Below are 13,839 nucleotides of genomic sequence, written 5' to 3' on the forward strand. Positions count from 1 at the left end.
TACCCGCAAAAAACTCACCCGCCGCTCCCCCTCGTCGGCGATTAACCACGAGCCGACTCGGCGGAACTCGGTCAGGACGAGCCGACTCGGCGAGGGTTTCGGTCAGGACGAGCCGACTCGGCGAGGGTTTCGGTCAGGACGAGCCGACTCGGCGAGGGTTTCGGTCAGGACGAGCCGACTCGGCGGTCAGCGGCCGTTCTCGCTGAAGTGCTGGTAGTCCTTCAGCGAGCTCCAGTCGCCGCCCCACTCCCAGCCGATCTCGGCGAATGCCCGGACCACCACATCGTCCGGGTGGATCATGCCGGGCGCCTCCCGGGGCCGGTCCAGGTACCAGCGGGCGAGCTCGGGGATGACGCGGTCGCCCTTGACGTACGGGTTCTGGAACGGGTTCAGATCGATCGCCAGGCCGTAGGCGTGCTGCGAGAACGAGGTCTGCCCCACCGAGGGTCGGCAGACGAAGCCGCCGGTGCCGTTGCCGTCGCCGGTCGGCGGCGCGTCCAGGGCGGCTTTCGTGGTGATGTCCATCTGCTCGATCGGGAATCTCGCCTCGTAGAGCCGCCGAAAGACTCCCACCACGTCTTCGGCCACCCGGGCGTTGATCAGCATCTCGCCGGTGTGGCGGGCACCGTCGAAGCCCCAGAACCTCATCCGCACCCAGGCCAGCTCCTGCCTCGAGACCGGGCAGCCCGGCTCCCAGGTCGAGCGCTCGATCACGTCGTCGGGAGCGACGTCGACCTCGGCGGCGAAGCCCTCGCCGGGCAGCATCGGGACCACGTCCGGCAGCGTCCAGGTCCGGTTGCGCAGCTCCTTCGGGGTCCCCCCGGCGATCCCGTAGCCGGCGGCGTCCTCCGGCAGCACCCGGGTGCCGAGCCACGGCGGCGGCACCGTCCCGGGCTCAGGGGCGCTGGAGGAGGAAGGTACGCCGCTGGGTGACGGCTCCACGGAGGTCGAGGGAGCACTCGTCGTCGGCGACGGGCCGGCCTCAGAAGCCTCGCCGCAGGCGCTGAGCGCGAGCAGGAGAGCCGCCGCGCCGGCGTACGTCCTGGCTCTCACCGATCCGCCCATGTCATTGCGGCCACGCAGCCATCGCGACCGCGGCGAGCCCGCGCAGCTCCTGCCGCGTGGCGCCGTCGATCGCCTGCACCGACATGCCCTGGACCACGGCGCCGAAGAGCCGCGCCAGGGCGCCGACGTCGGTCCCGGTCGGCAGCTCGCCCTCGGTGACCGCCGTCCGCAGCCGCTGCTCGATGCCGGCGAGCGTCTCCGAGCGCATCCTCGCCGGGCGGGTGGCGACGCCCCGCTGGGTGGCGCCCAACGCCAGGGCGGCCGTCGAGACCATGCAGCCCGGCGGCAGCCCGCTCTCGCTGAACCGGTCGGCCGCCTCGTTCAGGAACTCCGAGACGGCCTCGCGAGCCGGCCCATCGGGACGCAGCACGGTGCCGTGCTCGCACGCGTAGCGCTCCAGGGCGGTCTGGTAGAGCAGCTCCTTGGAGCCGAACGCCCCGTAGAGGCTGGGGGCCTTCAGTCCGGTCGCGGCCTCGAGCGTCGCGACGCTCGTGCCTTCGTACCCGTGCTCCCAGAACGCCCGCATCACGGCGTCGAGCACCGCGTCCTCGTCGAAGGAGCGCGGTCGTCCGCGGGAGGGCTTGCGCATTTCCATAGTGATCCCTACATTAACCCCCAAGCCATTATTTAGCGACCACTACAGAATTGAGATCGAGATGAACCGCAACGCACTCGTCACCGGAGCCTCGCGCGGGATCGGCCGCGCCATCGCCGTACGCCTGGCCGCCGACGGGTTCGGCCTGATCGGCGTCCACTACGGCTCGAACCGCGCCGCCGCCGAGGAGACAGCGCGGCTCGTCGAGTCGGCCGGGGCTCAGGCGGTCCTGATCAGCGTGGACCTCGGTGAGGACGGCGCGAAGGCGGCTGGCGAGATCGCGGAGGCGTGGACCGCAGCGGCGCTCGATGCGGATGGCGGCCTCGATGTCCTGGTCAACAACGCGGGCATCAGTGGCAACCAGGAGCTCCACGAGCTCGACCCGGTGACCGCGCGCCGGGTGCTCGAGGTCAACCTGATCGCGCCGATGTTCCTGACTCAGGCGGTCGCCCCGCATCTTCGCGAGGGCAGCCGGGTGATCAACGTGTCGACCGGCTACACCCGGGTGGCGGCGCCGACCCATCTGGCGTACGCCGCGGCCAAGGCCGGCATCAACAACCTCACCCGCGCGCTGGCCGCGCCGCTCGCCGCGCGTGGGGCGACGGTCAACGCCGTTCTCCCTGGCGTGATCGACACCGACATGAATGCCGACTGGCTCAGCCTGCCCGAGCCCAGGGCGCAGGCCGACGCGCTGTCGGTCTTCGGCCGGATCGGCACGGCGGAGGAGGTCGCCGACGCGGTCGGCTTCCTCGCCTCGCCCCGGGCGCGATGGGTCACCGGCGAGACGCTCGACGTGACTGGCGGCTCGGCCCTTTGAGCCGCCTGATCTCACTTGACTTCGAGTGCACTCGAACCAGGACACTGGAGTCCATGACGACGCAGCCGCAGACGCACAGCAACGGCCTCAGCATCGCCGAGGTGGCTGAGCGGACCGGCCTGACCGCACACACGCTGCGCTACTACGAGCGCGACGGGTTGATGCTCGGGGTCGGCCGCAACGGCTCGGGCCACCGCGCCTACACCGAGGGCGATCTCGGCTGGATCACGTTGATCACCAGGCTGCGCTCGACCGGGATGCCGATCCGGGAGATCCGCCGCTACGCCGAGATGGTCCGTGACGGCGCCGGCAACGAGGAGGAGCGCCTCGCCCTGCTGCGCGCACACCGCGACCGGGTGCGCGCGCAGCTGGAGGAGACGGCCGCCCATCTCGACGCGATCGAGTTCAAGGTCGCCTACTACGCCGCGGCCGTCGGCGAGACGGATCCGGATGCGGAGCTCATCGCCCAGCAGCGTCGAGCCGACGCCGCTGCTCCTCGCTGAGCTCCAGGTCGACCGCCGCCAGACTCTCGTCGAGCTGGGCCACCGATGAGGCCCCGACCAGCGGGATCACTGGGAGGGCGTCGCCGAGCATCCAGGCCAGCACGACCTGGTTGCGGGTCGCGCCGGTCTCCGCCGCGACCTCGTCGAGCACCGCGAGCCGCGCCGTCGTCCCCGGGTGGTCATAGGCCCGATCGAGCGGCTTCGAAGGGTTCGTGTAGGCCCCGCTGAGCAGCGGTGTATAGGCCACCAGCGTCAGCCCCGGCGTCGCCCGCAGGTAGGCGAGCAGCGAAGAGTCGGCGACGCCGATCTCGCCGTCGACCGAGAGCCGCGGGTCGGGGATGTCGGTGCGCATCCGCAGATAGGTGTGGTGGTACTGCAGCACGCTCGGCCGCGCCTCCTCCGGGTTGACCGTCCGCGCCCGCTCGACCTGCCAGGACCAGTGGTTGCTCAACCCGAACTGGCCGATGACACCGTCCTTCACCAGAGCGGCGAAGCTCGCGGCGTACTCCTCCAGCGGCACGCCGTTCATGTCCGGCACGTGCGCGTAGTAGAGGTCGAGCCGCTCGACGCCGAGGCGTTCGCGGGAACGGTCGGCCTGCTCGCGTACGTTCTCCGGCGCCAGCCCTTCCCAGCTCCGGTTGCGCTGGGTCGCCCAGCCGTTCTCGACGCGCCCGACGGTGTCCGTGGGACGTGCGCCGACCTTGGTGGCGATGACGATCTCCTCCCCGATCCCACGGTCGCGCCGCCACTTGCCGAGCAGCGTCTCGCTCTCACCGCCCTGGGTGCCGCCGGCCCAGTAGGCGTAGTTGTTGGAGGTGTCGACGAAGGTGCCGCCGGCCTCGACGAAGCGGTCGAGGATCGCGTAGGACGTCTCGACGTCCGTGTCCGTGCCGAAGCGCATCGCGCCGAGGGCGAGCTTGCTGACGCGCCGTGCTCCGGCGCCCGTTCCGATGGTCGTGTATCTCATGCGATCCACGCTCCGGCTTCGTGCGCGCTCGAAGTCAACGGGTTTGAGGTCGCGGGGGTCTCGACAGGCTCGACCACCGGATACGCATGTCTCCTAGACTGGTGTCAGCACCCCCTGTCTTCCTGATCGGGGGCTCTCGTGCATGCCGCATCCCTTTGGAGTCACCCGTGATCCTCGCCCCGCTCGCCGATCTCGTCCTGCGCGATGCCGCCCTGAGCGAGGTGATGGCGGAGGCCAAGGGCGGCCGGATGCTGGCGCTCGACGTCACCGGACCGGAGGCGCTGCGTCCGTTCGTGGTCACCGGTCTCGTACGCCAGGAGCGCACCGTCCTCGCGGTGACCGCGACCTCTCGCGAGGCCGAGGACCTGGTCAACGACCTGACCGACCTGCTCCCGCCCGACTCGGTGGCCCTCTACCCGAGCTGGGAGACGCTTCCCCACGAGCGACTCTCCCCGCGCAGCGACACCGTCGGGCGTCGCCTGGCGGTGCTCCGCCGTCTCCGCCACCCCGACGCCGACGGCGCCCACGGTCCGCTGAAGGTCGTCGTCGCCCCGGTCCGCAGCGTGCTCCAGCCGCAGGTCAAGGGTCTCGGCGACCTGGAGCCCGTGGAGCTGATCAAGGGCCAGGAAGCGGCCCTCGACGACGTCGTCCAGAAGCTTGCCGACGCGGCCTACTCGCGCGTCGACCTGGTCGAGAAGCGCGGCGAGTTCGCCGTCCGAGGCGGCATCGTCGACGTCTTCCCGCCCACCGAGGAGCACCCGGTCCGGGTGGAGTTCTGGGGCGACGAGATCGACTCGCTTCGCCACTTCGCGGTCGCCGACCAGCGGGCGATCCCGCCCGAGCACGGCGGCGAGACCGAGCGGCTGTGGGCGCCTCCCTGCCGCGAGCTCCTGCTCACCCCGGAGGTGAGGGCGCGAGCCAAGGCGCTCGGCGAGGCCCACCCCACCCTGGTCGAGCTCACCGACAAGATCGCCGCCGGGATCGCGGTAGACGGCATGGAGTCGCTCGCGCCCGCGCTCGTCGACGACATGGAGCTGCTCCTCGACCTGATCCCGGAGAACAGCCACGTCCTCCTGCTCGACCCCGAGCGGATCCGCAGCCGTGCCCACGACCTGGTCGCCACCGCCGACGAGTTCCTCGGCGCCTCCTGGGCCGCCGCGGCCAGCGGGGGAGTCGCCCCGATCGACCTCTCGGCGGCTTCCTACAAGGACTTGGCCGACGTGCGCGCCCACGCCATCTCTCAGGGCAAGCCGTGGTGGTCGGTCAGCCCGTTCGGCCTGGATGACGCCGACTCCGATCTTGCCGACCCGGATGTGGTCGGGGTCCCGGCCCGCAAGATCGACTGGCAGCCCGCGAAGGCCTACCGCGGCGACACCGCCGCGGCCCTGGCCGACATCGAGCGCTGGCGCGACGACAGCTACCGGGTGGTCGTCGTCCAGCCCGCGCACGGCACGGCGCAGCGTACCGTCGAAGCCCTGGGGGAGCGAGACGTCCCGGCCCGCCTGGCAGAGGGTGACGAAGAGACCGCCAAGCCGGTCCACAAGACGGTCACCGTCGTCCACGCCCGGCTCAACCACGGCTTCCTCGACGAGGCCAACCAGCTGGTCGTGCTCACCGGCGAGGACATCTCCGGCCAGAAGTCGTCGACGCGCGACATGGTCAAGATGCCGACCCGGCGCAAGAAGCAGATCGACCCGCTCGAGCTGAAGCCCGGCGACTATGTCGTCCACGAGCAGCACGGGGTCGGGCAGTTCATCGAGATGAAGCAGCGCGAGGTGCAGGGCGCGACCCGCGAATACCTCGTCCTGGAGTACGGAGCCTCCAAGCGTGGCGCGCCGGCCGACCGGCTCTACGTCCCCGCCGACGCCCTCGACCAGGTCACCAGGTACGTCGGCGGCGAGCAGCCCAGCCTCGACCGGCTCGGTGGCGCCGACTGGCAGAAGCGGAAGGCCCGCGCCCGCAAGGCGGTCCGCGAGATCGCCGCCGAGCTGATCAAGCTCTACGCCGCCCGCCAGGCGACCAAGGGCTTCCAGTTCGGCCCCGACAACCCCTGGCAGCGCGAGCTCGAGGACGCGTTCCCGTTCCAGGAGACCGCCGACCAGCTCGCGGTCATCGACGAGGTCAAGCAGGACATGATGCGGCCGGTGCCGATGGACCGGCTGGTCTGCGGCGACGTCGGCTACGGCAAGACCGAGATCGCGGTGCGCGCGGCGTTCAAGGCAGTCCAGGACGGCAAGCAGGTCGCGGTGCTGGTGCCGACGACACTGCTGGTCTCCCAGCACCTGTCGACCTTCATGGAGCGGATGTCCGGCTTCCCGGTCAACGTGCGCGGCCTGTCCCGGTTCCAGACCGACAAGGAGGCCACCGAGGTCATGGCCGGCCTCGCCGACGGCACCATCGACATCGTCGTCGGCACCCACCGCCTGTTCAACAAGGACATCCGGTTCAAGGACCTCGGCATGATCGTCGTCGACGAGGAGCAGCGCTTCGGCGTCGAGCACAAGGAGGCGATGAAGCGCCTGCGCACCTCCGTCGACTTCCTGTCCATGTCCGCGACCCCGATCCCGCGGACGCTCGAGATGTCGATCACCGGCATCCGGGAGATGTCCACGATCACCACACCGCCCGAGGAGCGACACCCGGTCCTGACGTACGTCGGTGCCTACGAGGACCGCCAGATCGTGGCCTCGGTGCGGCGTGAGCTGCTTCGCGAGGGCCAGGTCTTCTACATCCACAACCGGGTCAACTCGATCGAGAAGGCGGCCGCGCGGATCCGCGAGCTCGTCCCCGAGGCGCGGGTCGCCGTCGCCCACGGTCAGATGAACGAGAAGCAGCTCGAGCAGGTGATGGTCGACTTCTGGGAGAAGGAGTTCGACGTGCTGGTGTGCACCACGCTGGTCGAGTCGGGCCTCGACGTCTCCAACGCCAACACCATGATCATCGAGCGCGCCGACACCCTCGGCCTCTCCCAGCTCCACCAGCTGCGCGGCCGCGTCGGCCGCTCCCGCGAGCGCGCCTACGCCTACTTCCTCTACCCCGGCGAGAAGCCGCTCACCGAGACCGCCCACGAGCGCCTCGCGACCCTGGCGCAACACTCCGACCTCGGCGGCGGCATGGCGATAGCGATGAAGGACCTCGAGATCCGCGGCGCCGGCAACCTGCTCGGTGGCGAGCAGTCCGGCCACATCGCCGATGTCGGCTTCGACCTCTACGTACGACTGGTGGGCGAGGCCGTCGCCGAGTTCAAGGCCGGCCCGGACGGGGCTGCCGAGGAGTTCAACGAGGTACGCATCGAGCTCCCCGTCGACGCCCACCTGCCCCACGACTACATCCCCTCGGAGCGGCTGCGGCTCGAGATCTACAAGCGCCTGGCCGAGGTCCGCTCCGACGAGGACGTCGAGTCTGTCGCCGCCGAGCTCCTCGACCGCTACGGCAAGCCGCCGGCCGAGGTCTCCTCGCTCCTGCAGGTCGCCCGCTTCCGCGCCCGCGCCCGCCAGGCCGGCGTCACCGAGGTCACCCTGGCCGGCAAGAACGTACGCTTCCACCCCGTCTCGCTGCCCGACTCCCGCGTCGTCCGGCTCAACCGGATGTACCCGAAGTCCCTGGTCAAGCCGCAGCTGGACACCATCATGGTCCCGCGCCCGGTCTCCTCCGGCTTCCCGGCCAAGCCCCTCGACGGCCCGGATCTCCTGGACTGGGCCAGAGTCGTCATCGACGCGATCATCGACCCGCTCACCTGAGCCCAGGTGTTGGGGTCTCGCGTCGCGGGTCAGGCGAGCGCTGGGACGGCGGCGGGGAGGTAGGGGGTGATGTTGCGCAAGGCGCGCTCGATGTACTCCTCCTTCTCCCCGACCGGGGCCACGTAGTGGAGAGCGCCTTCGGCGGCCTCTTGGCCCTTGAGGCGGCTGATGATCCAGGCCGCGAGGTAGTGCGAGGCGAGGCAGCCGCCCGCGGTCGCGACGTTGTCCTTGGCGTAGAAGGGCTGGTTGAGGACCTCGACACCGGCGGCGACGACCCACGGCTTGGTGATGAGATCGGTGCAGGCCGGGACGTCCTCGAGCAGTCCGAGTCTGGCCAGGACGAGCGCGCCTGAGCACTGGGCGGCGATGAGCTGGCGCGACGGGTCGAGGCGTCGCAGCACGTCCATGATCGCGGGATCCTCGACGACCTCGCGGGTAGCGACACCGCTGCCGACTATGACTGCGTCAGCCTCGCAGGCCTCTTCCAGCGTCGACATCTGCTCGATCACAACACCGTTCATCGACGTCACCTTCGGGCTCGGCGTGGCTATGGTGACGCGCCAGTCGTCGCCTTTGATCCGGTTGAGGACGCCAAGGGCGATGAGGGAGTCGAGCTCGTTGTAGCCCTCGAAGGTGAGGATGGCGATGTGCACGATGGGGTCCTTTCGAAGCGGTGCGAGCAACGCTAGGGACCGACGATTGGCACAGTCAAAGAATTGTCATGCATACAATCCGCGGGTGGCAGCTGGATCGAAGACGGCACCGTCGCTCGCCTCGAAGACGGCAAGCGCGACGACGCTCGTGCCCGTCAAGCCCTCGCCCGGCGGGAGCTGGCCGACCTGCGCGTCATCGGCCATCCTTCGTCGTACTTCGCCTGGCTGCCGCTACCGGAAGGCGCGCGAGCCGACCGCATCGCCGGCACGCTATCCAGGCAGCAGATCGCGGTAGCAACGGCCGAACCCTTCAGCACCGCGCCACAGACCCCGCAAGCCATCCGGGTAGCGCTTGGCTCCACCGATCTGGTCACTCTCGCAACGACCTTGCGAACCCTTCGACGGGTTGTGCACGACGATCCGTACGCATAGGTGCTCGTCGCAGGGGTGAGGCGACGAGCCCGCGAGGTCTAGAGGATCATCTCCGCCAGGGCGGTGGTGGTTTCGTGGCGAAACTCAGCAAGGAGTACGGATGCCGCTGAGGCTGCGGTGGCGATGGTCTCGTTGGGAACGTCGCACGTCCTCAGGGCCGCCGCGGCGATGCGGTTCGCGCGCTCGGGGGTCATCGTCAGCCCGGCGTTGCGGATGACCGTGACAACCTCGACCGAGTGCATCAACATCTCGCCGAGCTCCCTGGCGTCGAAGTCGGAGGCGACGTTGGGCGACGCAACCTGCATGCCGAGCCGGCCGTAGGCGTCGACGAGCTCTTGGCGTGCGTCGCGGAACTCGGCGTAGACCTCGCTGTTGGCCACATCGGCCTGCCCGTAGAGAAAACCCTCGTTGTAAGGCGCCTCGACCAGGGTGCGGATGTCGACGAGAGTGAGCAGGTAGAGCGCGGTCTCGTGGGTCTCGGGTGGCCCCCGGGTCGATCGCCTGCGGGGCCTGCTTGGTCTCGTCCACGTCCTGATCCTCCGATCACAACCACCACTTGGATCGGCCAAGGCGGCGGGGCGTGAGAGTCGCACCCACCCGGTGCACACTCGGGGCTCCCGCCGCCCCGGCCGTGTTCCCAATCTGCCGTCCGAGGTGTGTCTGAACCACCGGGACAAGCAGTGAACATCCGCCCAAGACCTCCCCGTGTGACGGGGAGGTTGTGACACGATGGGTGTATGAGTATCGACGCCAGCGGGCGTCCTTCGAAGCCGACCAGTCAACGCCGGGAACGACGAGAGTGGTCAGCTGCGCTACGCGAACAGGGATCGACCTGGGTCGAGGTCGCCGATGCCTTCGCCGACAGGTACGGCGTGAATCCACGGGCTGCATTCCGCCTTGCTCGCGATTGGAGCCAGCGCGACGCTGCGGCTCAGTGGAACCGACGCTGGCCCGATGACCCGAAGACTTTCAAGAACTTCTCTTACTGGGAGCAATGGCCTGGGTCTACCGGTTACGCACCGTCTCTCGACGTTCTTGCCCGGATGGCTGAGCTGCCTCCATCACCGCATCCGACATCTTCGCCCGATACGTCGCGCGATCGAGATACGTCAGCTGCATGCCTCGCGAAACCGCGTACTGGAGCGAGGCGTTCAACGGTAGATGCTCCTCGCCGCGGATCACCCCGATCGTGCTGAACCCGAAGTAGGAGCCCACAGCAGCGGTCGCCCGGATGTGGTTCGAGTACGCCCCACCGAACGTCAGCAGGGTCTCGGACCCCTGCTCCCGAGCAGTCGCGATGTTGTACTTCAGCTTCCGCCACTTGTTCCCGGGAATCTCCGGATGGATCAGATCATCACGCTTCAGCAGAACCTGCACGCCCGCAGCCGCGGATCGTTCGTCGTCGATCTCGACAAGCGGCGACGGCAGGCAAAGCTCCGTGATCAGCCGATCCTCCACGTCGCCAGCATGACAGGTCGGCACGCGGCAACACCCTCTGCGCGGACGAACGAAAATTCGTTCGCGCCACGGTCAGTCGAACTGTCGAGCGCGTTGAGGTGCCCGCCCTTCGACTTGATCTGCTGACGCCTTCCCGATTATTCGGGCATGGTGTGAGCAGGAGGACGACCAGATGACATCAGCTGCACCTCGCGCAACGTCAAGGCCCCTCAGGTTGACTGTGGGCTCACTGGTTCTGCGCGATTTCGAGGCGGGCGATGCCGACGACCTACATGCCATCGTTGGCGATGACCGGGTCACCTATTGGCTGAGCCTCGAGTCTCTGAGTCGGGACGAGACGCAGTCCCTTCTCGACGGGATCCTGGAGCGACAGCCCGACACTCCACGCAGCGAGTTCTACCTCGCCATCACTGAGTCAGCATCGCCCGAGGTCATCATCGGCTTCGTCCGGCTCGGCCTGATGGGGGTCAAGGCAGCTGACCTGGGTTATGTGTTGCGACCCGAGTGGCAGGGCCGAGGCATTGCCCGAGCGGCAGTCTCGCGAACGATCGACTTCGGGCTCGGGGACCTCGGCCTGCACCGGATCACGGCAAATATCGGACCGATGAACACGTCGAGCATGCGGCTGGTGGAGTCGCTCGGGTTCCAGCGCGAGGGCACGATCCGGGACCACGTGCACACCAATGGCGCCTGGCGCGACAGCGTCTCCTTCTCACTGCTCGAAGGCGAGTGGTCGCTCGCATCCGATTGAGTCAGCGGCCCTGCGCAGCGCCTCGTGTGCCTGCTCGGAGGCGCGGGCGACGTCGGTGTCGATCTCGCAGAAGCGCGCGTCGTAGCCCGCATCGAGGACCTGGGCGTTGCCGACCGCGATCCGCTCCTTCAGCGTGTCGAGGTCGATCGGAGCGTCGGAGAGGTCGACTGCCTTGGGGGCCAGCCCGATCAGGAGGACTCGGTTCATGACGACGACGCTACTGACCGCCTCCCAGGCCCGAGCGCCGCCGACGCGTCCCATTCTGCGGCGACGTCGCTCCGAAACGTACGCCGGTGTCTGGCAGGATCGACGCATGACGATGGAGGCTTTCGGCGAGCAGTCCTTCCCTGAGGAGCCCTTCGGCAACGAGTGGGACACCGAGCCCGGGTGGCTCTCCGAGGAGGAGCTGGGCGAGACCCGCGGGCGGGTGCCCATCCTCTACGTGGAGGCGGTCCCGGTGCGGGTCGACCCCGACGGCCGGGTGACCGAGGTCGGACTGCTGCTGCGCGGCTCACCCACGACCGGGACGATCACCCGGTCGCTGGTCTCGGGCCGGGTGCTGCACGGTGAACGGATCCGCGACGCGCTGATGCGCAACCTGGAGAAGGACCTCGGCCCGGTCGCTTTCCCGACCCTTCCGCTGACCACGGTGCCGGTGACCGTCGCCGAATACTTCCCCTGGCCCGGCGAGCGCTTCCAGGACCCGCGCCAGCACGCGGTCTCGCTGGTCTACGTGATCCCGGTGACCGGCGAGTGCGAGCCGCGCCAGGACGCCCTGGAGCTGTCCTGGATGACACCGGCCGAGGCTGCCTCCGACGCGGTCGTCGGTGACATGGAAGGTGGGCGCGGAGCGCTGCTGCGGCAGTGCCTGAGCGCCTTCGGGGCGCTGGATTGAGCCCAGCAGACGGCGAGGGCGGGACGTACGCCTCGGGGGAGGGGCTCGTCGAGTTCCTCGATCTGATGCGGCTGATGCGTGAGCGCTGCGTGTGGAAGTCGTCGCAGACGCACGCGACGCTGGCGCCGTACCTGCGCGAGGAGTCCGACGAGGTGCTCGAGGCCATCGACGAGGGCGACCCCGAGCATCTCAAGGACGAGCTCGGCGACCTGCTGCTCCAGGTCTACTTCCACGCCGCCATCGCCGAGGAGGCCGGCGAGTTCACCATGGACGACGTCATCGCCGGGCTGACCGCCAAGATGAAGCGCCGCAACCCGCACGTCTTCGGCCCCGAAGCCGATTCCGGGCGTCGCTACACCATCGACGAGGTCGAGCAGCTCTGGCAGGCCGCCAAGGCCGCCGAGCGCGCCCACCCCGCCGAGTAGGCGAGACGTCACCCAGGTCGGCCGAGACGTCACCTACGTCGGCCGACAGGGCATCTCGCTGCCCTCTCGGTCGACGGGAGCGACGCCTCGGCCGGCGTACGTGACGTCTCGGCCGACCGGGGTGACCTTTCGCGGAGCGAGGGGGATGAGCATGGCCGCGAGGGCGGCGCCGAGGGCGATGAGGGCGAGGAAGCCGAAGCCGTTGATGTAGCCCTGCTCCGCCGGGTAGCCCGACGGCAGGGTCTCGGCGGTGACGATGGAGGTCATCACCGCGGAGCCGATGGTGCCGCCGACGGTGCGGATGTTGGCGTTCATCCCGGTGGCCACGCCGGTGTGCTCCGGTGGCACCGCGGCCACGACGGCGTTGGCGAGGTTGGCGAAGACCAGGCCGGTGCCGAGACCGGAGAGGCCTGCGGCGACGCACATCTGCCACGGCTCGTCATGGACGAAGGCGACCATGACCAGCGAGACCGCGGTGAGCAGACCGCCGATGACCAGGATGCTGCGCATCCCGATGAGGTCTGCGAGCCGAGCGCTGACGAGTCCGCACAGGAACGAGGTGATGGCCGTCGGCAGCATCAGGTAGCCGGCGACGGTGACCGACGCGCCGAACCCGTATCCGGCCGATGCCGGGGTCTGGGTCAGCTGCGGGATGAAGCCGAAGGAGGCGTACATCGCGATGCCGATCATCAGGGCGACCAGGTTGGCCGTCCATACGCCGCGACGGCCCATCAGCCGCAGGTCGACCAGCGGCAGCCGCGCGGTCCACTCGACGCGGATCCAGGCGGCCAGGAGCACTACCGCGGCGCCGAGCAGGCCGATGGTGGCGGGCGCGGTCCAGCCCCACGACGGTGCCTGGCTGACGCCGAGGAGGAGCGCGACCAGCCAGCCGGCGAGCAACAGAGCGGGGAGCAGCGGGATCGGCTCACGGGTGAGCACGGGCGACTCGGGCACCATCCGCAGCGCGCAGATCGCGGCACCGGCCGCGACCAGCGCGGGCAGCAGGAACAGAGCCCTGAAGCCGAGGGTCTCGGCGACCGGACCGGCCAGCACGATCCCGGCCGCGAAGCCCATCGAGAGCAGGGACGAGGTCAGCGCGATCGCACCGGCGACGCGCTCCTTGGGCAGCTCGTCACGCAGGATCGCGAAGGCCAACGGCAAGGTCCCGCCACCCAGCCCCTGCAGGACCCGGGCGCCGATCATCACCTCGATGCTCGGGGCCGCGGCGGCGAGGAGGGCGCCGGCGGTGAGAGCGGCCAGGCTCCACACGTACATCCGCCGCTTGCCGAAGGAGTCGCCCATCCTGCCGATGATCGGGGTCGCGACCGACGCCGAGAGCAGGAAGGCGGTCAGGATCCAGGACCCGGTCGCCTGGTCGGTCTCCAGCTCGGTCTGGATCAGCGGCATCGTCGGCACGGAGACCGACTGCAGCAGTGAGTAGGAGCAGACGCCGATGGCGACGATGGCGAAGGTGAGGCGGGGGCTGGTATGGGGCACGGACATCGCCGCAAAGTTTAGCTTGGCTAACTGTATTTCAC

15 protein-coding genes are annotated in these 13,839 nt (G+C 69.3%); 7 read left to right on the forward strand and 8 right to left on the reverse strand.

The genetic code is table 11. The annotated features are described in order from the left end of the window. Window positions 1-186: 186 nt before the first annotated feature. Window positions 187-1,053 (reverse strand): M15 family metallopeptidase, encoded by an 867-nt coding sequence (locus ABZZ22_RS14795; protein ID WP_354932566.1) that lies wholly within the window; start codon window positions 1,051-1,053, stop codon window positions 187-189. A 13-nt stretch (window positions 1,054-1,066) separates the two neighbouring features. Further along, window positions 1,067-1,654 carry a TetR/AcrR family transcriptional regulator gene (locus ABZZ22_RS14800; RefSeq protein WP_354932568.1) on the reverse strand — a complete coding sequence of 196 codons (588 nt, stop codon included), beginning with the start codon at window positions 1,652-1,654 and terminating at the stop codon, window positions 1,067-1,069. 67 nt (window positions 1,655-1,721) lie between these two features. Here ABZZ22_RS14800 and ABZZ22_RS14805 point away from each other — a divergent pair, with 67 nt between their 5' ends. After that, a complete protein-coding gene (locus ABZZ22_RS14805; RefSeq protein ID WP_354932570.1) occupies window positions 1,722-2,477 on the forward strand; it encodes an SDR family oxidoreductase in 756 nt (251 codons plus the stop codon). Between the two features lie 53 nt (window positions 2,478-2,530). Then, window positions 2,531-2,980, forward strand: coding sequence for a MerR family transcriptional regulator (locus tag ABZZ22_RS14810; RefSeq protein WP_354932572.1), 450 nt, complete (start codon window positions 2,531-2,533; stop codon window positions 2,978-2,980). Here ABZZ22_RS14810 and ABZZ22_RS14815 read toward each other — a convergent pair. After that, window positions 2,937-3,947 (reverse strand): aldo/keto reductase, encoded by a 1,011-nt coding sequence (locus tag ABZZ22_RS14815; protein WP_354932574.1) that lies wholly within the window; start codon window positions 3,945-3,947, stop codon window positions 2,937-2,939. The genes ABZZ22_RS14810 and ABZZ22_RS14815 overlap by 44 nt on opposite strands. Window positions 3,948-4,171: 224 nt before the next feature. Between ABZZ22_RS14815 and mfd the strand changes: the two genes are divergently transcribed. Continuing rightward, window positions 4,172-7,687: a transcription-repair coupling factor gene (mfd, locus tag ABZZ22_RS14820; RefSeq protein ID WP_354932670.1), complete on the forward strand. Its 3,516-nt coding sequence runs from the start codon at window positions 4,172-4,174 to the stop codon at window positions 7,685-7,687. Window positions 7,688-7,716: 29 nt separating this feature from the next. Here the strand turns inward: mfd and ABZZ22_RS14825 are convergent, their stop codons facing one another. Beyond that, on the reverse strand, window positions 7,717-8,340 hold the full coding sequence (locus ABZZ22_RS14825) for a DJ-1/PfpI family protein (protein ID WP_354932576.1): 624 nt from the start codon (window positions 8,338-8,340) through the stop codon (window positions 7,717-7,719). Window positions 8,341-8,403: 63 nt separating this feature from the next. On the opposite strand from ABZZ22_RS14825, the gene ABZZ22_RS14830 reads away from it, so the two are divergent. Further along, window positions 8,404-8,772 (forward strand): hypothetical protein, encoded by a 369-nt coding sequence (locus ABZZ22_RS14830; RefSeq protein WP_354932578.1) that lies wholly within the window; start codon window positions 8,404-8,406, stop codon window positions 8,770-8,772. A gap of 38 nt (window positions 8,773-8,810) precedes the next feature. Here the strand turns inward: ABZZ22_RS14830 and ABZZ22_RS14835 are convergent, their stop codons facing one another. Together ABZZ22_RS14835 and ABZZ22_RS14840 are read right to left on the reverse strand one after the other, a co-directional pair. Then, entirely contained in the window at window positions 8,811-9,341 is a 531-nt protein-coding gene (locus ABZZ22_RS14835; protein ID WP_354932580.1) for a hypothetical protein, read from the reverse strand. Between the two features lie 436 nt (window positions 9,342-9,777). Continuing rightward, complete coding sequence (locus tag ABZZ22_RS14840; protein WP_354932582.1) at window positions 9,778-10,230, reverse strand: hypothetical protein; 453 nt, start codon at window positions 10,228-10,230, stop codon at window positions 9,778-9,780. A 220-nt stretch (window positions 10,231-10,450) separates the two neighbouring features. Between ABZZ22_RS14840 and ABZZ22_RS14845 the strand changes: the two genes are divergently transcribed. Next, a complete protein-coding gene (locus ABZZ22_RS14845) occupies window positions 10,451-10,981 on the forward strand; it encodes a GNAT family protein (RefSeq protein WP_354932584.1) in 531 nt (176 codons plus the stop codon). Here the strand turns inward: ABZZ22_RS14845 and ABZZ22_RS14850 are convergent. After that, window positions 10,943-11,188: a hypothetical protein gene (locus ABZZ22_RS14850; RefSeq protein WP_354932586.1), complete on the reverse strand. Its 246-nt coding sequence runs from the start codon at window positions 11,186-11,188 to the stop codon at window positions 10,943-10,945. The two genes, ABZZ22_RS14845 and ABZZ22_RS14850, sit on opposite strands and share 39 nt — an antisense overlap. A 106-nt stretch (window positions 11,189-11,294) precedes the next feature. On the opposite strand from ABZZ22_RS14850, the gene ABZZ22_RS14855 reads away from it, so the two are divergent. Continuing rightward, window positions 11,295-11,876 carry an NUDIX hydrolase family protein gene (locus tag ABZZ22_RS14855; RefSeq protein WP_354932588.1) on the forward strand — a complete coding sequence of 194 codons (582 nt, stop codon included), beginning with the start codon at window positions 11,295-11,297 and terminating at the stop codon, window positions 11,874-11,876. Continuing rightward, the gene (locus ABZZ22_RS14860) at window positions 11,873-12,301 is read left to right on the forward strand and encodes a MazG nucleotide pyrophosphohydrolase domain-containing protein (protein ID WP_354932590.1); all 429 of its coding nucleotides are present in this window, start codon (window positions 11,873-11,875) and stop codon (window positions 12,299-12,301) included. The genes ABZZ22_RS14855 and ABZZ22_RS14860 overlap by 4 nt, the downstream gene beginning before the upstream one ends. 33 nt (window positions 12,302-12,334) lie before the next feature. Here the strand turns inward: ABZZ22_RS14860 and ABZZ22_RS14865 are convergent, their stop codons facing one another. Next, window positions 12,335-13,804, reverse strand: coding sequence for an MFS transporter (locus tag ABZZ22_RS14865; RefSeq protein WP_354932592.1), 1,470 nt, complete (start codon window positions 13,802-13,804; stop codon window positions 12,335-12,337). Window positions 13,805-13,839 lie beyond the last annotated feature (35 nt).

The organism is Nocardioides sp. NPDC006273 (assembly GCF_040613495.1).
Taxonomy (GTDB): Bacteria; Actinomycetota; Actinomycetes; order Propionibacteriales; family Nocardioidaceae; genus Nocardioides.